The sequence below is a fragment of the Pseudomonas sp. HD57-3 genome, from assembly GCF_056113135.1.
In genome coordinates this window covers 637,643-657,838 of record NZ_CM148568.1, presented here as the reverse complement: position 1 = coordinate 657,838, position 20,196 = coordinate 637,643, and the positions used below count along the sequence as shown (strand labels likewise).

Annotated in this window: 17 protein-coding genes; 2 read left to right on the top strand and 15 right to left on the bottom strand. The window is 62.2% G+C overall.

Annotation, left to right across the window (positions count from 1 at the left end; genetic code table 11):
• Positions 1 to 20 precede the first annotated feature (20 nt).
• From AC0R79_RS02935 to hutC, 13 genes are all read right to left on the bottom strand, one after another.
• Positions 21 to 938 carry an alpha/beta hydrolase gene (locus AC0R79_RS02935; protein WP_474733121.1) on the bottom strand — a complete coding sequence of 306 codons (918 nt, stop codon included), beginning with the start codon at positions 936 to 938 and terminating at the stop codon, positions 21 to 23.
• Complete coding sequence (locus tag AC0R79_RS02930; protein WP_474733119.1) at positions 938 to 1,885, bottom strand: choline ABC transporter substrate-binding protein; 948 nt, start codon at positions 1,883 to 1,885, stop codon at positions 938 to 940. The genes AC0R79_RS02935 and AC0R79_RS02930 overlap by 1 nt, the downstream gene beginning before the upstream one ends.
• A 190-nt stretch (positions 1,886 to 2,075) precedes the next feature.
• Positions 2,076 to 2,876, bottom strand: coding sequence for an N-formylglutamate deformylase (hutG, locus tag AC0R79_RS02925; protein WP_474733117.1), 801 nt, complete (start codon positions 2,874 to 2,876; stop codon positions 2,076 to 2,078).
• 10 nt (positions 2,877 to 2,886) lie between these two features.
• Positions 2,887 to 4,092, bottom strand: a complete 1,206-nt coding sequence (gene hutI / locus AC0R79_RS02920) for an imidazolonepropionase (RefSeq protein WP_085648000.1) — start codon at positions 4,090 to 4,092, stop codon at positions 2,887 to 2,889.
• A gap of 128 nt (positions 4,093 to 4,220) precedes the next feature.
• Positions 4,221 to 5,753, bottom strand: a complete 1,533-nt coding sequence (gene hutH / locus AC0R79_RS02915; protein ID WP_127796658.1) for a histidine ammonia-lyase — start codon at positions 5,751 to 5,753, stop codon at positions 4,221 to 4,223.
• 117 nt (positions 5,754 to 5,870) lie between these two features.
• Positions 5,871 to 7,394 carry a histidine ammonia-lyase gene (hutH, locus tag AC0R79_RS02910; RefSeq protein WP_375744972.1) on the bottom strand — a complete coding sequence of 508 codons (1,524 nt, stop codon included), beginning with the start codon at positions 7,392 to 7,394 and terminating at the stop codon, positions 5,871 to 5,873.
• A gap of 89 nt (positions 7,395 to 7,483) precedes the next feature.
• Positions 7,484 to 8,314: a quaternary amine ABC transporter ATP-binding protein gene (locus AC0R79_RS02905; protein WP_179692956.1), complete on the bottom strand. Its 831-nt coding sequence runs from the start codon at positions 8,312 to 8,314 to the stop codon at positions 7,484 to 7,486.
• The gene (locus tag AC0R79_RS02900) at positions 8,311 to 9,162 is read right to left on the bottom strand and encodes an ABC transporter permease (protein ID WP_007952475.1); all 852 of its coding nucleotides are present in this window, start codon (positions 9,160 to 9,162) and stop codon (positions 8,311 to 8,313) included. Before AC0R79_RS02900 ends, AC0R79_RS02905 begins: the two co-directional genes overlap by 4 nt.
• 84 nt (positions 9,163 to 9,246) lie before the next feature.
• Positions 9,247 to 10,215 carry an ABC transporter substrate-binding protein gene (locus tag AC0R79_RS02895; protein WP_007952476.1) on the bottom strand — a complete coding sequence of 323 codons (969 nt, stop codon included), beginning with the start codon at positions 10,213 to 10,215 and terminating at the stop codon, positions 9,247 to 9,249.
• A gap of 70 nt (positions 10,216 to 10,285) precedes the next feature.
• Entirely contained in the window at positions 10,286 to 11,758 is a 1,473-nt protein-coding gene (locus AC0R79_RS02890) for a purine-cytosine permease family protein (protein ID WP_127796656.1), read from the bottom strand.
• A 163-nt stretch (positions 11,759 to 11,921) separates the two neighbouring features.
• Positions 11,922 to 13,604, bottom strand: a complete 1,683-nt coding sequence (gene hutU, locus AC0R79_RS02885; protein ID WP_039764719.1) for a urocanate hydratase — start codon at positions 13,602 to 13,604, stop codon at positions 11,922 to 11,924.
• 532 nt (positions 13,605 to 14,136) lie between these two features.
• Positions 14,137 to 14,706, bottom strand: coding sequence for a HutD/Ves family protein (locus AC0R79_RS02880; protein WP_375744967.1), 570 nt, complete (start codon positions 14,704 to 14,706; stop codon positions 14,137 to 14,139).
• Positions 14,707 to 14,728: 22 nt separating this feature from the next.
• A complete protein-coding gene (hutC, locus tag AC0R79_RS02875) occupies positions 14,729 to 15,439 on the bottom strand; it encodes a histidine utilization repressor (RefSeq protein ID WP_170844914.1) in 711 nt (236 codons plus the stop codon).
• Between the two features lie 146 nt (positions 15,440 to 15,585).
• Between hutC and AC0R79_RS02870 the strand changes: the two genes are divergently transcribed.
• Positions 15,586 to 16,950, top strand: coding sequence for a formimidoylglutamate deiminase (locus AC0R79_RS02870; RefSeq protein ID WP_474733111.1), 1,365 nt, complete (start codon positions 15,586 to 15,588; stop codon positions 16,948 to 16,950).
• A gap of 173 nt (positions 16,951 to 17,123) precedes the next feature.
• Here the strand turns inward: AC0R79_RS02870 and AC0R79_RS02865 are convergent, their stop codons facing one another.
• Positions 17,124 to 17,693, bottom strand: a complete 570-nt coding sequence (locus AC0R79_RS02865; protein ID WP_179692959.1) for a lipocalin family protein — start codon at positions 17,691 to 17,693, stop codon at positions 17,124 to 17,126.
• Positions 17,694 to 17,724: 31 nt separating this feature from the next.
• A complete protein-coding gene (locus AC0R79_RS02860; protein ID WP_007952486.1) occupies positions 17,725 to 17,979 on the bottom strand; it encodes a hypothetical protein in 255 nt (84 codons plus the stop codon).
• A 282-nt stretch (positions 17,980 to 18,261) separates the two neighbouring features.
• Between AC0R79_RS02860 and AC0R79_RS02855 the strand changes: the two genes are divergently transcribed.
• Positions 18,262 to 20,154 carry a methyl-accepting chemotaxis protein gene (locus tag AC0R79_RS02855; RefSeq protein WP_218887838.1) on the top strand — a complete coding sequence of 631 codons (1,893 nt, stop codon included), beginning with the start codon at positions 18,262 to 18,264 and terminating at the stop codon, positions 20,152 to 20,154.
• Positions 20,155 to 20,196 lie beyond the last annotated feature (42 nt).

Below are 20,196 nucleotides of genomic sequence, written 5' to 3'. Positions count from 1 at the left end.
ATGAGCATGCCCGTGCGCTGTCACATTTTGTCAGCCATGAACCCCAGCAGGTTCTCAAAGAGACGATCGACCTCGGCGACCTGATGCCGCGCCCGCAGGCAGCCGTGAATCAGCCCTTCGCCGTAATACAGCGCCGCGTCGACGCCCGCTGCGTTAAGCCGTTCGGCGTAGCACACGCCGTCGTCACGCAGCGGATCGAACTGCGCCACGGCGATCCAGGCCGGGGGCAACCCGCTGAAGTCCCCGGCCAGCAACGGCATCGCATAAGCGTTCGGCTTCGCGGTGCCGCGCAGGTACAAGGCGTGATAGCAATCGACATCGCTGCTGGCGAGCAACGGCGCATCGGCGCATTCGCTGCGTGACGCCAACTGCTCGTCGCCTCCCAGCCCCGGATAGATCAAGACCTGCGCGCCCGGCAGCGGCTCGCCGGCATCGCGCAGCGCCAGGCACAGCGCCGCCGCCAGATTGCCGCCGGCGCTGTCGCCCGCCACCAGCATCCGCCCGGGATCGAACCAGAACGGTCCGCTGCGCAACGCGCGCCAGACGCTCAGGCAATCCTCGAAACCGGCCGGGAACGGATGCTCCGGCGCCAGCCGGTAATCCACCGCCACCACCATCGCCCCGAGCGCCATGGCCAGCTCGCAACAGATGAAGTCATGGGAATCCAGTCCGCCGACCACCCAACCGCCGCCGTGCAGATACAACACGCACGGCCAGCCACTGGCCGATGGCCGGACAGGCGGGCGATACGAACGCACCGCCACCCCGCTCAACTGGAAATCCACCACCTCCAGACCCGCCGTCCGTTCGGGCGTGAAGGCGCGGCACATGGCGTCATAGGATTTGCGCAATCCGCCGAGGCTGCTGTCATCGCTGGCAAAGCCTTCGGTTCTGGCGACGAACGCCGCCATCGACGGCGAGAGTGGATAAGTGCTCATCAGTTTTTCAGGCTGGCCTGAACCGTGGCCATGCCGTCCTTGCCGTCGAAACTGCTGACACCCGCCAGCCAGCGTTGCAGGTCTTCGGGATGCTCACGCAGCCAGGTTTTCGCCACTTCCTGAGGGGTCTTGCGCTCCATGATCGGCACCATCAACTGGCTTTCCTGGGCGGCGGTGAAGGTCAGGTTTTCCAGCAGTCGATGGACGTTCGGGCAGCGCTCGGCGTAGTCCGGCGCGGTGACGGTGGAAACGGTGGCGGCGCCTTCGTTGGGGCCGTAGACGTCTTCGCTGCCGGTCAGGTAGGTGATCTTCATGTTGATGTTCATCGGGTGCGGGGTCCAGCCGACGAATACCACGAATTCCTTGCGGTTTACCGCTCGTTGCACGGCGGCGAGCATGCCGGCCTCACCGGATTCGATGATCTTGAAATCCTTCAGGCCGAAGTGGTTGGTTTCGATCATGGTCTTGATCGTGGTGTTGGCGCCGCTGCCGGGCTCGATGCCGTAGATCTTGCCGCCGAGTTGATCCTTGAATTTCGCGATGTCGCCAAAGGTCTTCAGCCCCGCCGCCGCCACGTAATCCGGAACCGCCAGCGTCGCCTGGGCGTCGGCCAGGCTTGGTTTGTCCATGACTTTGACCTGATTGGCGGCGAGGAACGGCGCGATGTTCTTGTCCATCGCCGGTTTCCAGTAGCCGAGGAAGATATCCAGACGTTTGTCGCGGATGCCGGCGAAGATGATTTGCTGCACGGCGCTGGTCTGTTTGCTTTCGTAGCCGAGGCCGTTGAGCAACACGTCGGCCATGCCGCTGGTGGCGATCACGTCGGTCCAGTTGACCACGCCCATGCGCACGGTTTTGCAGGATGCATCGTCGGAAGCCATGGCGCCGGCGCCGAGCAGCGCACTGCCGGTGAGGATTAACGCACAACGAGTGAACAGTTTTTTCATGTGGGATCGTCTCGTGCGGCAGCGGTTTATTGTTTGGATCGGTGTCTTCTTGCACCGTGGCCGAAACATTACGCAGCAGACGAGCGGGAAAAGCGAACTGTGGCGACCGGGATTTGCACGGTGGCGACTTCTCCCGATCGTTCCCACGCGGACGGTTCGACGCCTCGACGTGGGAACGATCACAGCTGACTCAGTTGTAGTGTTTTTTGCCCCAGGCGAGCAGCCCTTGCAGCAGTTCCTTCAGCACCACCCGCGTCGCCTCCGCCAGATCGGCGCGGTAGCGGAACGGTTCGAACTCTTCCATATACGTGCACTGGCCCAGCTCCAGTTGCACAGCGTGGATGTTCTCGGCCGGGTTGCCGTAGTGACGGGTAATGTGGCCGCCCTTGAAGCGTCCGTTCAGCACATGGCTGTAAGCGTCGTGGCGGGCGCAGATCGCTTCCAGTTGCGTGGCCAGTTGTGGATCGCAACTGGCCCCGTTGAAGGTGCCGAGGTTGAAGTCCGGCAGCTTGCCGTCGAACAGGTGCGGGATGATCGAACGGATCGAATGCGCATCGAACAGCAGCGCGTAACCGAACTCGGCCTTCAGCCGCGCCAGCTCTTCCTGCAAGGTGCGGTGGTACGGCGTCCAGATCTGCTCCAGGTACGTCGCACGCTCTTCTTTCGACGGCTCTTTGCCTTCCTTGAACAACGGAATGCCATCGAACAGCGTCGCCGGGAACAGACCGGTGGTGGCGCCGGCGTACAGCGGTTTGTCGTCGGACGGCCGGTTCAGGTCGATGACGAACCGCGAGTACTCGGCCGCCAGGGTGCTGGCGCCCAGTTCGGCGGCGAAGTCGTAGAGCTGCGGAATGTGCCAGTCGGTGTCCGGCAGGCTTTTCGCGTCCGCGATCAACCCGGCCTCGACCGCCGGGGTGAGGCGCACACCGGCGTGGGGCATGCTGATCAGCAGCGGCACGCGACCTTGTTTGAAGTTCAGAACCTTATCCACAACCGCTCTCCTACAGACTTGATTCAACGCCGTGACGCACGACGCGTTTATCCAGTTCACCACCCAGCCAGTACGCCAGATCCGCCGGGCGGTCGATCTGCCAGGCGACAAAATCCGCGACCTTGCCGGCTTCCAGTGAGCCGTGGGTATCAGCCATGCCCAAAGCTTGCGCCGCGTGAATCGTGGCGCCGGCCAGGGCTTCTTCCGGGGTCATGCGGAAGCAGGTGCAGGCCATGTTCAGCATCAGACGCAACGACAGCGCCGGCGAGGTGCCGGGGTTGAGGTCGCTGGCGATGGCGATTTTCACTTTGTGTTTGCGCAGGGCTTCCATCGGCGGCAACTGGGTTTCGCGCAGGAAGTAGAACGCGCCCGGCAACAGCACCGCGACGGTGTCGGACTCGGCCATGGCGATGGCGTCGGCTTCGTCCATGAACTCCAGGTGATCGGCGGACAATGCGTGGTAGCGCGCAGCCAGGCTGGAGCCGTGCAGCGACGACAATTGTTCGGCGTGCAGCTTCACCGGTAGACCGAGTTTTTGCGCGGCGATGAACACCCGCTCGACTTGTTCCGGGGAGAACGCCAGGTATTCGCAGAACGCATCCACCGCGTCCACCAGGCCTTCGGCGGCCAGAGCCGGCAGCATTTCGGCGCAGATGTGATCGATGTAATCGTCGGCGCGATCCTTGTACTCCGGCGGCAATGCGTGAGCGGCCAGGCAGGTGCTGCGCACGCTGATCGGCAGCTCGGCGGCGAGGCGACGGATGACCCGCAGAATCTTGCGCTCGCTGGCCAGATCGAGGCCGTAGCCGGATTTCATTTCGACCGTGGTCACGCCGTCACGCATCAGGCTTTTCAGGCGTTTGGCGGCGCTGGCGAACAGCTCGTCTTCCGAGGCTTCGCGGGTGGCGCGCACGGTGCTGGCGATGCCGCCACCGGCGGCTGCGATCTCGGCGTAGCTGACGCCTTGCAGACGCTTCTCGAACTCGCCGCTGCGGTTGCCGCCGAACACGGTGTGGGTGTGGCAGTCGATCAGGCCGGGGGTGACCCACGCGCCTTGCAGGTCATTGACCGCCGGGTATTCGCCTGACGGCAATTGGCTGCGCGGGCCGATCCACTCGATGAGTGCACCGGACGTCACGATGGCCGCATCCTCGATGATCGAGTAGACGCCTTGCGCCATGGTTGCGACGTGGCAGTGTTGCCAGAGGGTTTTCATCCCAAGTCCTCGTCTTGTGATCGTTCCCACGCTCTGCGTGGGAATGCCTCAAGGGACGCTCCGCGTCCAGCGACGCGGAGCGTCACGGGCTGCATTCCCACGCAGAGCGTGGGAACGATCATTGGTGGTTAAAGGCTAGGCAGCAGTTTCGCCGGAACCAGCTCAGTCAGAACCCGCGAAGCCAGCAGTTCGGTCGCCGCATTGATGTCCGGCGCGAAGAAGCGGTCCTTCTCGTAGAACGGCACTTCGCGACGCAGAATCCCCCGAGCCTGTTCCAGCTTGGCCGAAGTCTTCAGGCCGTTGCGCAGGTCCAGACCCTGCACCGCCGCCAGCCATTCAACCGCGAGAATACCGCGGGTGTTCTCGGCCATTTCCCACAGGCGCTTGCCGGCAGCCGGGGCCATCGACACGTGGTCTTCCTGGTTGGCGGAGGTCGGCAGGCTGTCCACCGAATGCGGATGGGACAGCGCCTTGTTCTCGCTGGCCAGGGCCGCAGCGGTCACCTGGGCGATCATGAAGCCGGAGTTCACGCCGCCATTGGCCACCAGGAATGGCGGCAGTTGCGACATGTGTTTGTCCATCATCAGCGAGATTCGACGCTCGCTGAGAGAACCGATTTCGGCAATGGCCAGGGCCATGTTGTCAGCGGCCATGGCCACCGGCTCGGCGTGGAAGTTGCCGCCGGAAATCACGTCGCCTTCAGCCGCGAACACCAGCGGATTGTCGGATACGGCGTTGGCTTCGACAGCCAGCACTTCGGCGGCCTGACGGAACTGGGTCAGGCACGCGCCCATGACTTGCGGCTGGCAACGCAGCGAGTACGGATCCTGAACCTTCTCGCAGTTCTGGTGCGAGTCGGACACTTCGCTGCGCTCGCCCAGCAGATCGCGGTAAGCGGCAGCGGCGTCGATCTGGCCTTTCTGACCACGGGCAGCGTGGATGCGTGCGTCGAACGGCGAGCGCGAACCGAGCACCGCTTCCACCGTCAGACCGCCCAGCGCCAGCGCGCCGGCGAACAGGTCTTCACCTTCGAACAGACCACGCAACGCGAATGCGGTGGAAACCTGAGTGCCGTTGAGCAGCGCCAGACCTTCTTTCGCCGCCAGCGTCAGCGGCGTCAGACCGGCGACTTTCAGCGCTTCGGTCGCTTCCATCCACTCGCCCTTGTAACGCGCCTTGCCCTCGCCCAGCAGCACCAGCGACATGTGCGCCAATGGCGCGAGGTCACCGGAGGCGCCGACCGAACCTTTCAATGGAATGTGCGGATAGACCTCGGCGTTGATCAGGGCGATCAGCGCATCGATCACCACCCGACGGATGCCGGAGAAACCACGGCTGAGGCTGTTGACCTTGAGCACCATGATCAGACGCACCAGCTCATCGCTGATCGGCTGGCCGACGCCGGCGGCGTGGGACAGCACCAGCGAGCGCTGGAGGTTTTCCAGGTCTTCGCTAGCGATGCGGGTCGAGGCCAGCAGGCCGAAACCGGTGTTGATGCCGTAGGCGGTACGGTTTTCCGCGAGGATCTGCTCGACGCAGGCCACGCTGGCTTCGATCTGCGCGCTGGCGCTGTTGTCGAGGGTCAGCTTGACCGGGTTCTGATAAACGTCACGCAGTTGGGCCAGGCTCAGTTGGCCGGGGATCAGGTTCAGCGCAGTCATTTAAATGCTCCTTTTGAGGCATTGTTATTAACTACCAGTCGCTCCGGAGCATTCCGTTATCCGTCGCCTCTCGTCTTTTGGACGATCCGCGCCTTGGCACGCTGGTATGGGTAGTTGTCAGTGCAAATTCGGTAATGCGTTGTGCAGCAGATCCGTGTCTTTCAGAACGCTTGCGGCAGCGGCGATGTCCGGCGCCAGCCAGCGGTCCTGATCGTAGGCCGGGACCTTCTCGCGCAGCAGTCGCCAGGCGGTATCGGTGCCCGCGCCGAAACGCTGTTCCTTGAGAAATTCAAACGCCTGGGCCGCCAGCAGGTATTCAATGGCGAGGATCTGCGTGCAGTTTTCCAGCGCGCGGTGCAGCTTCAGCGCGGCGTTGGTGCCCATGCTCAAGTGATCTTCCTGCAGGCCCGAGGTGACGTAGTTGTCGAGCACTGCCGGTTGCGCCAACTGGCGGTTTTCCGCGCACAGCGACGCGGCGACGTATTGCACGATCATCATCCCGGAGTTCACCCCCGGATTGGCCACCAGAAACGCCGGCAGACCGCTGACGTGCGGGTTGATCAGACGATCCAGACGCCGCTCGGCAATCGAGCCGATTTCGGCCATCGCAATCGCCAGCAGATCCGCCGCCAGCGCCACCGATTGTCCGTGCGGGTTGGCCTGGGACATCACCCGGAAATCGTCCGGCGTGCCCAGCAGCAATGGGTTGTCGGTGCAGCCGTTGAGTTCGGTTTCGATCTGTTTGATCGCGTGTTCCAGTTGATCGCGGGCGGCGCCGTGCACCTGCGGGATCGAGCGGATGCTCAAGGCATCCTGAGTGCGAATGCCTTTGCTCGCGGCGATCACTTCGCTGCCATCGAGCAAGGCGCGCAGATTGACGCCCACCTGCTGCATGCCCGGATGCGGCTTGAGCGCGATGATCTCGGCATCGAACGCGGCGATCTGGCCGCGCTGGGCTTCAAAGCTCATGGCGCCGATCACGTCGGCCCATTGCACCAGACGCGTGGCGTCGGCAATCGCCAGGCAACCGAGGCCCGTCATGCACGGCGTACCGTTGACCAGACACAGACCGTCCTTCGCCCCGAGCTGCACCGGTTGCAGGCCCTCTTCGGCCAGCGCCTGCTGTGCAGACACGATCTGCCCGCGATAGCTGACATTGCCCACGCCCAGCAGCGCGATGCCGATGTGCGCCATGTGGGTCAGGTAACCCACCGACCCCTGAGACGGCACTTGCGGGGTGATGCCGCGATTGAGCAGCGCCAGCAGCGCTTCGACCACCCGGCGATGAATGCCGGATTTGCCGTGGCTGTAGTTGCGGATCGCCGAGCACATGATCGCCCGGGTCTGCTCATCGGCCAGCACCGGACCGACGCCGCAGGCATGGCTGAGCAAGGTGTTGCGCGACAGCTGGCTGAGCTGTTCGTCTTTCAGCGAAACGTTGCACAGCGCACCGAGCCCGGTGTTCACGCCATAGGCGCGCTCGCCGCTGGCAACGATGCGCTGGACGATGCCCTGCGCGTTTTCAATGCGCGCCCAGGTCTGCGCCGACAGCTCGAGCTGCGCGCCGTAACGGGCGACTGCGACCACATCCTGCCAACGCATAGGGGCGTCGGCGATAACGATTTTTTCAGCCTGGGACATCTAAAACCTCTTTAACCTGATCGTCACGGGATGCATTCCCACGCAGACGGTTCGACGCCTCGACGTGGGAACGAGCCTGCCGTAAACCTTTAAACCACCGCCGCCCGCCGCTGCACAAAACGGTCGACATATTCGTCCGCCGGCGAATGCAGGATCTCTTTCGGCGTGCCGACCTGGATCAGGCGGCCGTCCTTGAGGATCGCGATGCGGTTGCCGATGCGCACGGCCTCGTCGAGGTCGTGGGTGATGAAGACGATGGTCTTGTGCAGGGTCTTTTGCAGCTCCAGCAACTGATCCTGCATCTCGGCACGGATCAGCGGATCCAGCGCACTGAACGCTTCGTCCATCAGGATGATGTCGGTGTCCGCCGCCAGGGCGCGGGCCAGGCCCACACGCTGGCGCATGCCGCCGGAGAGCTGGTGCGGGTATTTGTTTTCGTAGCCCTTGAGACCCACGGTGTTGATCCAGTGCAGCGCACGTTCGGCGCACAGCTGCTTGGTCTCGCCACGCACCTTCAGGCCGTAGGCGACGTTGTCGAGCACGGTCTTGTGCGGCAGCAGGCCGAAGCTCTGGAACACCATGCTGATCTTGTGCCGGCGAAATTCGCGCAGGGCTTCCATGTCGTATTGCAGGATGTCCACGCCGTCCACCAGGATCGCGCCGCTGGTCGGGTCGATCAGGCGGTTGAAGTGGCGCACCAGCGTCGATTTTCCGGAGCCGGACAGGCCCATGATCACGAAGATCTCGCCGGTGCCGATGCTCAGGGACAAGTCGTTGACCCCGACCACGCAACCGGTTTCGTTCAGCACCTGATCCTTGGTCTTGCCCTGGCCGACCATCGCCAGAGCGTCCTTGGCGCGGTTGCCGAAAATCTTGAAGACGTTTTTGACTTCGATCTTGCTCACGGTTGCGTTGCTCATTTGCTCACCTCATGCCGTGGCCGACCATACGCCTGGGTAATGCGGTCGATGACCACTGCGAGAATCACGATCGCCAGACCGGCTTCCAGGCCACGTCCGACGTTGAGGGTCTGAATGCCCACCAGCACATCTTCACCCAGGCCACGGGCGCCGATCATCGAGGCGATCACCACCATCGACAGGGCCATCATGGTGGTCTGGTTGATCCCGGCCATGATGCTCGGCAGGGCCAGCGGCAGTTGCACGCCGAACAGTTGCTGCCAGCGGTTGGCGCCGAAGGCGTTGATCGCTTCCATCACTTCGCCGTCGACCTGGCGGATGCCCAGATCGGTCAGACGGATCAGCGGCGGCGCGGCGTAGATCACGGTGGCGAAAATCGCCGGCACCTTGCCCAGGCCGAACAGCATCAGCACCGGAATCAGGTACACGAAGCTGGGCATGGTCTGCATGATGTCGAGCAGCGGCATCAGCACCGAACGCAGGCGATTGCTGCGCGCCGAGAGAATCCCCAGCGGTACGCCGATCAGCACCGAAATGACCGTCGCCACCATCATCAGCGCGAGGGTCTGCATCAACTTGTCCCACAGGCCGACAGCGCCGACCAGGAACAACAGACCGACGATCACGGCGGTGGTCACGACCTTGCGCGTTGCGTGCCAGGCCACGACGCCGACAATGGCCAGCATCAACCACCACGGCGCGGCGCGCAGCAGGCCTTCAAGATTGACGATGGCCCACAGCAGGGTGTCGGAGATATGGCGGAACACATCGCCGTAGTTGGTGACCAGCGCATCGACCCAACCGTTGACCCAGTCGGCGATGGAAAAGGTAAAGCTTTCGGGAAACATAAGCGGCTCTCAATCAGGAAACTCAATCAAGCGATTGCGGCGAACACCCCGGCCAGCCTCTCGGTTGGCCGGGAGGAATTCGACCTACAGCGCCGCGTCGATTTTCTTGGCAGCGTCTTCACTCACCCACGCATGCCAGACCTCAGGATGTTCCTTGAGGAAGATTTTCGCCAGTTTTGGCGACTCGATACGTTCCTTCGCCATGCGGCCCAGGTTCTGGTTCAGCAGGTCGATCGGCAGGTTGACCTTTTCCAGCACGGCCACCAGCTCAGGCGCTTGTTCGTGGAAGGTCTTGGACAGGCCGACCTTGATGGTCACGGTCTTGTCGACGCCCGCTTTTTCTTCCAGTTTCACCGCGTCGATCTGGCCCATCAGCGGGGTTGGCGACCAGTAGTAGAACAGGATCGGCTCGCCACGCTTGTAGCTCGACAGCACGGCCGCATCCAGCGCTGGACCGGTGCCCGGACGGAAGTTGGTGTAGCTGTTTTCGAGGCCGTAGCTTTTCAGCATTTCGCTGTTGTCCAGTTCGCAGGTCCAGCCGGCCGGGCAGTTGTAGAAGCGGCCCTTGGAAGGCTCTTCGGCGTCCTTGAAGACGGCGGCGTATTTGCCCAGGTCGGCGATGTTTTTCAGGTCCGGCGCCTTGGCTTCGAGTTTGCGTTTGGCGTCGCCTTCGATCACGTAGCGCGGCACGTACCAGCCTTCGATCGCACCCACCACCGGCGCGCCGACACCGACGACCTTGCCGGCCTTCTCGGCCTTGTTCCAGACCTCGCTGCGGCCGACCCATTCTTCGGCGAAGATCTGGATGTCGTTGCTGCTCAGGGCGTTTTCCATGGTGATGGAGTTGCCCGGCAGGCTGTCGGTCTTGCAGTCGTAACCTTTCTCCAGCACCACCTGCAGAACGTCGGTCAGCAGCATGCCGCTTTCCCAGTTCAGGCCGGCGAATTTCACCGGTTTGCCGGACTCGCACCAGCCGGCGGCCTGGGTCGCGCCGGCGCTGGCCAGCAGGCCCATGGAAAGCAATGTGGTCAGCAGGGTCTTGTTCGATTTCATTGTTGTGACGCTCCTAATCATGAATTGGCTTACGGCAGTCAAGAGGCATCCAGCCCTGTCCACGTCCAAATCAGGCCTGCGCCGCAGCGCGACCGGCCCCGCTTGTTTTAGGTTGTACAACGCTGTCCTGCTCGACGGGCAGAATCAGTCGATCGGGTACGGTGCCGTGCCATTTTTTCGCGCAGACGTAGTACAGCGCTGCGGGCAGCACGAGACCGATGATCCAGGAAATATCCACATCCCCCAGGGCCGCTACCAATGGACCGGTATAGAACTTGGTGGAAATGAACGGCAGTTGCACCAGCACCCCGAACACATAAACGCTGATACCGAGGAGGTTCCAGCGGCCGTAGCGACCGTTCGGATCCGCCAGCGCCGGTACGTCATAGCGCTCGCGGGTGATGCAGTAGTAGTCCACCAGGTTGATCGCGCTCCACGGCGTGAAGAACGCCAGCAGGAACAGGATGAAGGACTTGAACGCACCGAGGAACGAGTGCTGGCCGAGTAGCGCGATCAGGGTCGCCGCGCCGACGATCACCAGCACGAACACCAGACGCTGCATGCGGGTGACCGTCAGGTGGCCACGGAAGCCACTGATGATGGTCGCGATGCACATGAAGCTGCCGTAGGAGTTCAGGGTGGAGATGGTGACCTTGCCGAACGCGATGCTGAAATACAGCAGCGCGGCGGTGGCACCGGTCCCGCCCAGACCGACGATGTAGGCAACTTCATGACCGGCGAATTGCCCATTGGCCGAAGCGGCCGCGAACACACCGAGGATCATCGCCACCTGTGCACCAATCACCGAACCGGCACCGGCGGCGAAGAAGGTTTTCACCGAAGACACCTTGCTCGGCAGGTAGCGCGAGTAGTCCGCCACGTACGGGCCGAAAGCGATCTGCCAGGAGGCCGCGAGCGACACCGCCAGCAGGAAACTGCTCCAGCTGAAGTGACGGATTTCCAGAAGTGCGCCGACGTCCACCTGACTCATCAGACGGCTGAACAGGTACACGAAAGCAATCACGCCAATGACACTGGCGATCCGGCCGATCCAGTGAATCACCCGATAGCCAAGCACCGTGACCACCACGATGACGCTGGCGAAAAGCAGGATGCCGACGGTGTCGCTGACCCCGAACAACTGGCCCAGCGCCTGACCCGACAGCACGGTTCCGGTGGCGGTGAAGCCCAGGTACATCAGGCACACCAGCACGATCGGAATCGCCGCGCCATAGACGCCGAACTGTACCCGGCTGGAAATCATCTGCGGCAGGCCAAGCTTCGGCCCTTGCGCCGCGTGCAGCGCCATCACACCGCCGCCCAGCAGTTGACCGATCAGCAGACCGATCAACGACCAGAACACATCGCCGCCCAGCACCACGGCCAGGGCCCCGGTGACAATCGCGGTGATTTGCAGGTTGGCACCCATCCACAGGGTGAACTGACTGAACAGACGACCGTGTCTTTCCGCTTCCGGGATGTAGTCGATCGAACGCCTTTCGATCAACGGTTTACTGCCTGCACGATCGGTGTTGCCCGCCATGATTCAACCTCTGTGGATTGTTTTAATTGTTCACTAAGCTTCTGTAGGGCCGCTTTTCTGTGGGAGCGAGCTTGCTCGCGAAAGCGATTTGTCAGTCAGCACAGATACTGAATGTGCCGGCCTTTTCGCGAGCAAGCTCGCTCCCACATAAAGCCAAAGCCTTTTATTTGCCGGTGATCATCGGCAGGTTCAGCCCTTGTTCCTTGGCGCAGTCGATGGCGATCTGGTAACCGGCATCGGCGTGACGCATGACGCCGGTACCCGGGTCGTTGTGCAGCACGCGAGCGATACGCTCGGCCGCTTCGTCAGTACCGTCGCAGACAATCACCATGCCCGAGTGCTGGGAGAAGCCCATGCCGACGCCGCCGCCGTGGTGCAGGGACACCCAGGTCGCACCGCTCGCGGTGTTCAACAGAGCATTGAGCAGCGGCCAGTCGGAGACTGCATCGGAGCCGTCCTGCATCGATTCGGTTTCACGGTTCGGGCTGGATACGGAGCCGGAGTCGAGGTGGTCGCGACCGATCACGATCGGCGCCGACAGCTCGCCGCTGCGCACCATTTCGTTGAACGCCAGACCGAGCTTGGCGCGCAGGCCCAGGCCGACCCAGCAGATACGCGCCGGCAGACCCTGGAAGCTGATGCGCTCGCGCGCCATGTCCAGCCAGTTGTGCAGGTGGGCGTCGTCCGGGATCAGCTCTTTGACTTTGGCGTCGGTCTTGTAGATGTCCTGCGGATCACCCGACAGCGCAGCCCAACGGAACGGGCCGATGCCACGGCAGAACAGCGGACGGATGTAGGCCGGTACGAAGCCTGGGAAATCGAATGCGTTTTCGACGCCTTCTTCCTGAGCCATCTGACGGATGTTGTTGCCGTAGTCGAAAGTCGGCACGCCCATTTTCTGGAAGTCGAGCATGGCTTTGACGTGAACGGCCATCGATTGCTTGGCGGCCTTGACCACAGCGGCTGGCTCGGTCTTGGCGCGGGCGCGGTATTCGTCCCAGGTCCAGCCGGCCGGCAGGTAACCGTTGAGCGGGTCGTGGGCGCTGGTCTGGTCGGTGACCATGTCCGGGCGCACGCCGCGCTTGACCAGTTCCGGGAGGATTTCAGCGGCGTTGCCGCACAGGGCGATGGAAACGGCCTTGCCTTCGGAGGTGTATTTGGCGATGCGGGCCAGCGCGTCGTCGAGGTCTTTGGCCTGCTCGTCGACGTAGCGGGTCTTGAGGCGGAAATCGATGCTGATCTGCTGGCATTCGATGTTCAGCGAGCAGGCACCGGCGAGGGTCGCGGCCAGTGGCTGGGCGCCGCCCATGCCGCCGAGACCGGCGGTCAGTACCCACTTGCCGGTGAGGTTGTCGTTGTAGTGCTGGCGACCGGCTTCAACGAAGGTTTCGTAGGTGCCCTGGACGATGCCCTGGCTGCCGATGTAGATCCAGCTGCCGGCGGTCATCTGGCCGTACATGGCCAGGCCTTTGGCGTCGAGTTCGTTGAAGTGTTCCCAGGTCGCCCAGTGCGGCACCAGGTTGGAGTTGGCGATCAGTACGCGCGGGGCGTTGCTGTGGGTCTTGAACACGCCGACCGGCTTGCCCGATTGCACCAGCAGGGTTTCGTCTTCGTTGAGGTTGGTCAGGCTCTCGACGATCTTGTCGTAGCACTCCCAGTTACGCGCCGCGCGGCCGATGCCACCGTAGACCACCAGCTCTTTCGGGTTCTCGGCGACTTCCGGGTCGAGGTTGTTCATCAGCATGCGCAGCGGCGCTTCGGTCAGCCAGCTCTTGGCGGTCAGCTTGTTGCCGCGGGCGGCACGGATTTCGACGTCACGAAACTTAGTGGTTTTGTTGTCAGTCACGAAAAAGACTCCTCAGCGATCAATTCAAACCAACCCTGGCAGTGGGCAAGCAGCCTGTGCGCATCAGTGCGCGACAAGCGAATCAGTGGACGCTGCGGAGAGTCTCGATTGACTCATACGCATACGTCTTTACTTGTACATACAAGCATATGCAATCGAGCGGCCAACTTGTTGGAGGGTCGTTCAACAAAAATCCCCGACAGAGCTGGAGAGCGCCTGAATCAAGGGCTCTGGCGTTGATGAAATTTTTCGCGGGGTGGATTGAGGGTAGCGAGAGGTTGTTACGAAAGCGTGGTTTTGCGCCACGCTGGGGCGTTCGGTAACAAGTTGGTGCGCATTTCGGGAACGTCGGGACGAAAAAAAACCGCTGCTTTCAAAGCAGCGGTTTTTGATCATTGATCGTTAGATCGTTCCCACGCTCTGCGTGGGAATGCCGCCATGGACGCTCCGCGTCCGCTTTGTGACGCAGAGCGTCACGGTATGCATTCCCACGCGGAGCGTGGGAACGATCAGGGGGCTCCGGGAGGGAGGATCAGCGTGGGGACAGTTCGATCACGCAGCAGCCGGCATTGACGGCGATCTCGGTCAGCCCGGTGTTACAGTCCAGTTGCAGGCAGTCATGGCGGCCGAGTTGCGATGCGCTGTCACCGACCGTGACCTCCAGCAGTTCACTGACGCTGAAGACCAGCACGGTGCTTGCCGAACTGAAAAACCGCTGTTCGCCGTCCAGCCATTGCAGGCGTGCGCTGTAACGCTGGGGCGAGTAGATCAGGTTGAAGTCGCGGATCGCGCCGCCGAGCAAAGTGCAGGACACCTGGCTTTCGCCGCTGAAGGCAAACGGGTCGAGGGGTAACAACGGCCGGGTATCGTCGCCGTCGACACACAGGGTCATGCCGTCGCCCTGCAATACCGTGATCACTCGCTGGTAACCGGCGAAGGTCGAGAAGCCGCCGGATTCGGCGATGTCGGCAATCGACAGACGCCAGCCAAAACCGTCGAGGCCGGCGCCGGCGTCACGGGTGATTTCCTCGGTGCTGCCGCCGCCGTTTTTCCACGGCATGCGCGGGTAGCCTTCGGCGCGTAGAACCTTCAACTCGCTCATTTATGCTCTCTATTTATGCTTTTTATTTATGAAACCGACCTTCCAGACGATGACGAGAACCGGGGTGGATCAGGCGCGCCGCCGTCACCGGCTGACGACCCGACCAGGTGCGGCGGCGGATCAGCAGGCACGGCTCGCCTTTTTCGATCTGCAGCAATTTGCATTCGGATGCTTCGGCGAGGATCGCTTCGACCACGTGCTCGCCTTCGGTCAGCGGCGCGACCTGGTTCAGATAGGCGTAAGGCGTTTGCAGGGTGAAGTCCTGCTTGAGGTATTCCGGGGCGACCAGCGCGTTGACGAAGCGGTCTTCGATCTGCACCGGAATGTCGTTTTCGTAGTGCACGATCAGCGAGTGAAAGACCTTCTGCCCTTCGCGCATGTCCAGCGCCAGCGCGCGCTCGGAACCGGCAGCCTCTTCTTCCAGGGTGATCACCTGACAGGTGTGGCGATGGCCACGGGAGGCGATTTCGTCGGCGATGTTGTGCACTTCGAACAGCGCGGACTGGCTCTTCGGCTCAGCAACGAAAGTGCCGACGCCTTGCATGCGCACCAGCAGACCGTCGGCGGTCATTTCCCGCAGCGCGCGGTTGATGGTCATTCGGCTGAAGCCCAACTGGCTGACCAGCTCGCTTTCCGACGGCACGCGGTAATGCGGCGGCCAGTTACCGCTGTCGATCTGCTGGGTGATCATCTGTTTGACGCGGGCGTACAAGGGCGCCGGACTGTCGCCCATGTTCGCGGCCAACGGGGAGACTGGAGGCGGAGTCGGCACGGTGGATCCCTGTTCATTGGATGAAGGTTGCTAGCTTGCCGGAGTTTACCGGGCAGGCAAACGTCTGTATATGTATATACAAATAACACACGATGGGGTGCTGAACCATGTCCGCCTTCTTTGCCGAACGCGCGCTGCTGCCTAACGGATGGGCCAACAATGTACGTCTCGAGGTCAGCGCCGATGGCGTGTTGACCCGAATCCAGGCCGATTCCACCGCAGATGGCGCCGAACGGTTGAGCGGTCCGCTGCTGCCGGGGATGCCGAATCTGCACTCCCACGCGTTCCAGCGAGCGATGGCGGGACTGGCGGAAGTGGCCGGTAATCCCAACGACAGTTTCTGGACCTGGCGCGATCTGATGTACCGGCTCGTCGGAAAAATCAGCCCCGACCAGCTCGGTGTGATTGCCCGTCAGCTGTACATCGAAATGCTCAAGGCCGGTTTCACCTCGGTCGCCGAATTCCATTACGTCCACCACGATCACAACGGCCAGCCTTACGCCGACCCGGCCGAGCTGGCGTTGCGCATCAGCCAGGCGGCCAGCTCCGCCGGTATCGGACTGACGCTGTTGCCGGTGCTCTACAGCCACAGCGGTTTCGGCGGCCAGACGCCGAACGAAGGCCAGCGTCGTTTCATCAACAGCACCGAAAACTACCTGAAGCTGCAATCACGCCTGCAACCGTTGCTGGCGCAGCAAAAGGCGCAGTCGCTGGGTCTGTGCTTCCACTCGTTGCGCGCGGTCACGCCGCAGCAGATCAGCGAAGTGCTGGCGGCCAGCGACAAGCAATGCCCGGTGCACATCCACATCGCCGAACAGCAGAAGGAAGTCGACGACTGCCTGAGCTGGAGCGGTCGTCGCCCGCTGCAATGGCTGTACGAAAACACCGAAGTCGACCAGCGCTGGTGCCTGGTGCACGCGACTCACGCCAATTCGGAAGAAGTCACGCTGATGGCCAAGAGTCGCGCCATCGCCGGCCTGTGCCTGACCACCGAGGCCAACCTCGGCGACGGAATTTTCCCGGCGGTGGATTTCCTCGCTCAGGGCGGGCGCATGGGCATCGGCTCCGACAGCCATGTGTCGTTGAGCGTGGTGGAAGAACTGCGCTGGCTGGAATACGGCCAGCGTCTGCGCGATCAGCGGCGCAATCGCTTGTATGGTGCGGATCAGCCAATGGTCGGCCGTACGCTGTATGACGCAGCGCTGGACGGTGGCGCTCAGGCTCTGGGCCAGCCGATCGGTGCGCTGGAAGTCGGCAAACGTGCCGACTGGATTGTGCTCGATGGCAGTGATCCGTATCTGGCCACGGCCAGCGGTGACGGGATTCTCAATCGCTGGCTGTTTGCCGGTGGCGATCGTCAGGTGCGCGATGTGCTGGTCAACGGTCAGTGGGTCGTGCGCGAGGGGCGACATGCCGGGGAGGAAGACAGCAATCGCGCCTTCACCCAAGTTCTGCGAGAGCTTTTGGGCTGACATAAAAAAACCTGTGGGGTTGTCCTCCACAGGTTTTTTGCACCTCTGTTACTGATCGTTCCCACGCTCTGCGTGGGAATGCCTCAATGGACGCTCTGCGTCCGTTTTTGGGACGCGGAGCGTCCCGGGCTGCATTCTCACGCGGAGCGTGGGAACGATCAGAAGAGGAGTAGTCAGTTGGACGTCTTGGCCATCTGCTGATCCGACGTACGCCAGATCAGGCGCGTGGTGTCGTAGCCCTGCTGACGCGCCTTGCTCAGCAGTTCTTCACGCACCACACCGTTGACGGTCGGCGTGCGGGACAACAGCCACAGGTAGCGACGACTCGGGTCGCCCACGAGCGCGGTCTTGTAGTCATCGCTGACGTACAGCACCCAGTATTGACCCTTCGCCACACCCGGAATCAGGCGCGAGAACCAGGTATCGAACTCGACCCACAGCTTGTCGGTCTTGCCCGGCACCTGTGGATAAGCCGTGCCTTTGACTTCTTCCCACGTCCAGTCTGCCGTCAGGCAGCGGTTGTACACCGCGATATTGCCATCGGGCTTGAGGGAATAACGGGCTTCGGATTGCGCGCAATTGCGCTGGAAATACATCGGCAGACGCGCCAGTTCGTACCAGGTGCCCTGGTAACGCTTGAGATTGACACTGTTGACCGTCTTCGGCGCCAGCGGATCTTCACCGGTCGTGGCGCAGCCGGCCAATACCAGGCCGGCAAAAAGGACAAGCAATAACCGCTTCATTGTTTTTCTCCCGTGGGCGCGTAGCCCCGGTTTACTTCAGGCCTTGGCCGGAAAACATCAGCACTTTGTCACCGGCGTACTGCACGCTGATAAAGCTGTTCTTGTCGCCCCAGGTGCAACTGGACATGCCGAGCGCGCCCGAGCAATCGGTGGGCTTGCCAAGCAGCGTCTCCACTTCGGCCTTGGCCATGCCGGCCGAGAGCTTCGAATAGTTTTCCTGATTGACCTTGCTGCATGCGGCCAACAGCACGCAAAACGACAGCAGGGCGATAGATCGCAGCGACATGGTGTAACTCCTGGAACGGAAGGGGGATGGCATGGCGCCAACCAGAAGCTTAGAAGAGAAAACCCCTGTCTGGTTCCCTGGGAGGCTGGCTATTTGTTAGCCCGCTCGTCCGGCTTTCGCCGGTAAATCAGACAGTTTGTAAGGCTATCGAGCATTTCGTCGCATTTCGCAAAAGGCGCCTAATCTTTGGCGCGCAGCGGTCGAAATAAGAGCAGCGCAAAGCCCGATAGTGTGGCAAATTGCCGCCCTTTCTTGACCAGCCCCTTCGCGGTAGCTCACTTAATGACCAGAAACATGAAATTCAGCCACAAGATCTTGTTGGCTGCCGCCCTCGTGGTGGCCGTTGCATTCGCCTGTTTCATTTTGTTCAACGACTATCGCCAGCGCGAAGCCCTGCAAAGCAGCACCGAAGCGTCGATGCAGGAACTGGGCAGCCTGACCACCAGCAACATCCAGACCTGGCTGGAAAGCCGCATCCAGTTGCTGCAATCGATGGCGCAACAGGTTGTCGCCGACGGCAACGCCCCGGCCAGCCTGAAACGCATCATCGACCTGCCCGCCTACACCGGCAATTTCCAGCTCAGCTACTTCGGCGGCGCCGACGGCGTGATGTTCTCGGTCCCGGCCGGCAACCGCGCACCGGATTACGACCCGCGCGCCCGTGGCTGGTACAAGGCAGCCAACGCTGCGCAACAGACCATCGTCACCGAACCGTACATCGCCGCCTCGTCGGGCAAACTAGTCATCACGGTCGCCACCCCGGTGCAGCGCCAGGGCCAGATGATCGGTGTGGCCGGCGCCGACATTGACCTGTCGAGCGTCAGCGCGATCATCAACTCGCTGAACTTCGGCGGCCACGGTCACGCGTTCATCGTCGGTGCCGACGGCAAAATCCTGATCCACCCGGACAGCAAACTGGTGCTCAAGACCCTCGCCGAGGCCTACCCCAACGGTGCGCCGAAAGTCAGCCCGGGCCTGAAGGAAGTCGAGTTCGACGGCAAGACCCAGTTGATCTCCTTCACCCACGTCAACGGCGTGCCGTCGGCCGACTGGTACGTGGCGCTGGTGCTGGACAAGGACACCGCGTTCTCGATGCTCAGCGAATTCCGCACCTCGGCGCTGATCGCCATGGTCATCGCCGTGGTGATCATCATCGCTCTGCTCGGCATGCTGATCCGCGTACTGATGCAACCGCTGCTGACCATGGGCCGCGCCATGCACGACATCGCCGAAGGCGAAGGTGACCTGACCAAACGCCTGACCATTCACGGCAACGATGAGTTCGGCGCACTGGGCACCTCTTTCAACCGTTTCGTCGAGCGCATCCACACTTCGATCCGCGAAGTGTCGTCGGCCACCGGACAAGTCAACGAAGTCGCCCTGCGCGTGGTCGCGGCGTCGAACTCGTCGATGTTCAACTCCGACCAGCAGGCCTCGCGCACCAACAGCGTGGCCGCCGCGATCAACCAGCTCGGCGCCGCCGCCCAGGAAATTGCCCAGAACGCCGCCCTCGCCTCGCAACATTCCAGCGACGCGCGCAGCCTGGCCGAAGACGGCCAGCAGGTTGTGGATAAAACCATCCACGCGATGCAACAGCTGTCGGCGAAGATCAGCGACTCCTGCGGCAACATCGAAACCCTGAACAGCAACACCGTGAACATCGGGCAGATTCTGGAAGTGATCACCAGCATCTCCCAGCAGACCAATCTGCTGGCGCTCAACGCCGCCATCGAAGCGGCCCGTGCCGGCGAGGCCGGTCGTGGTTTCGCCGTGGTCGCCGACGAAGTCCGCAACCTGGCGCACCGCACCCAGGATTCGGCGCAGCAAGTGCAGAAAATGATCGAAGAGCTGCAAGTCGGCGCGCGTCAGGCGGTCGGCATAATGACCGAGAGCCAGCGCGAGAGCGAAAGCAGCGTCGGCATCGCCAACCAGGCCGGCGAACGTCTGGGCAGCGTGACCCAGCGCATCGGCGAGATCGACGGCATGAACCAGTCGGTAGCGACCGCGACGGAAGAGCAGACGGCGGTGGTCGAGTCGATCAACGTTGATATCAACGAGATCAACACGCTGAACCAGGAAGGTGTGGAGAACTTGCAGGCGACGTTGCGGGCTTGTGCGGATCTGGAGCAGCAGGCTGCTCGACTCAAGCAGTTGGTGGGTAGCTTCCGGATCTGAGGCGCGGCTACTGACCTCATCGCTGGCAAGTCGAGTCGTCGC

Bases quoted from the DNA above. Each gene is read 5' to 3' on its own strand.
- AC0R79_RS02890 (WP_127796656.1), bottom strand. From the start codon at position 11,758: ATGGCGGGCAACACCGATCGTGCAGGCAGTAAACCGTTGATCGAAAGG.
- AC0R79_RS02855 (WP_218887838.1), top strand. From the start codon at position 18,262: ATGACCAGAAACATGAAATTCAGCCACAAGATCTTGTTGGCTGCCGCC.
- AC0R79_RS02880 (WP_375744967.1), bottom strand. From the start codon at position 14,706: ATGAGCGAGTTGAAGGTTCTACGCGCCGAAGGCTACCCGCGCATGCCG.
- AC0R79_RS02905 (WP_179692956.1), bottom strand. From the start codon at position 8,314: ATGAGCAACGCAACCGTGAGCAAGATCGAAGTCAAAAACGTCTTCAAG.
- hutH (WP_127796658.1), bottom strand. From the start codon at position 5,753: ATGACTGCGCTGAACCTGATCCCCGGCCAACTGAGCCTGGCCCAACTG.
- AC0R79_RS02860 (WP_007952486.1), bottom strand. From the start codon at position 17,979: ATGTCGCTGCGATCTATCGCCCTGCTGTCGTTTTGCGTGCTGTTGGCC.
- AC0R79_RS02865 (WP_179692959.1), bottom strand. From the start codon at position 17,693: ATGAAGCGGTTATTGCTTGTCCTTTTTGCCGGCCTGGTATTGGCCGGC.
- AC0R79_RS02930 (WP_474733119.1), bottom strand. From the start codon at position 1,885: ATGAAAAAACTGTTCACTCGTTGTGCGTTAATCCTCACCGGCAGTGCG.
- AC0R79_RS02870 (WP_474733111.1), top strand. From the start codon at position 15,586: ATGTCCGCCTTCTTTGCCGAACGCGCGCTGCTGCCTAACGGATGGGCC.
- hutH (WP_375744972.1), bottom strand. From the start codon at position 7,394: ATGTCCCAGGCTGAAAAAATCGTTATCGCCGACGCCCCTATGCGTTGG.
- hutC (WP_170844914.1), bottom strand. From the start codon at position 15,439: ATGGGCGACAGTCCGGCGCCCTTGTACGCCCGCGTCAAACAGATGATC.
- AC0R79_RS02900 (WP_007952475.1), bottom strand. From the start codon at position 9,162: ATGTTTCCCGAAAGCTTTACCTTTTCCATCGCCGACTGGGTCAACGGT.
- hutI (WP_085648000.1), bottom strand. From the start codon at position 4,092: ATGAAAACCCTCTGGCAACACTGCCACGTCGCAACCATGGCGCAAGGC.
- AC0R79_RS02895 (WP_007952476.1), bottom strand. From the start codon at position 10,215: ATGAAATCGAACAAGACCCTGCTGACCACATTGCTTTCCATGGGCCTG.
- AC0R79_RS02935 (WP_474733121.1), bottom strand. From the start codon at position 938: ATGAGCACTTATCCACTCTCGCCGTCGATGGCGGCGTTCGTCGCCAGA.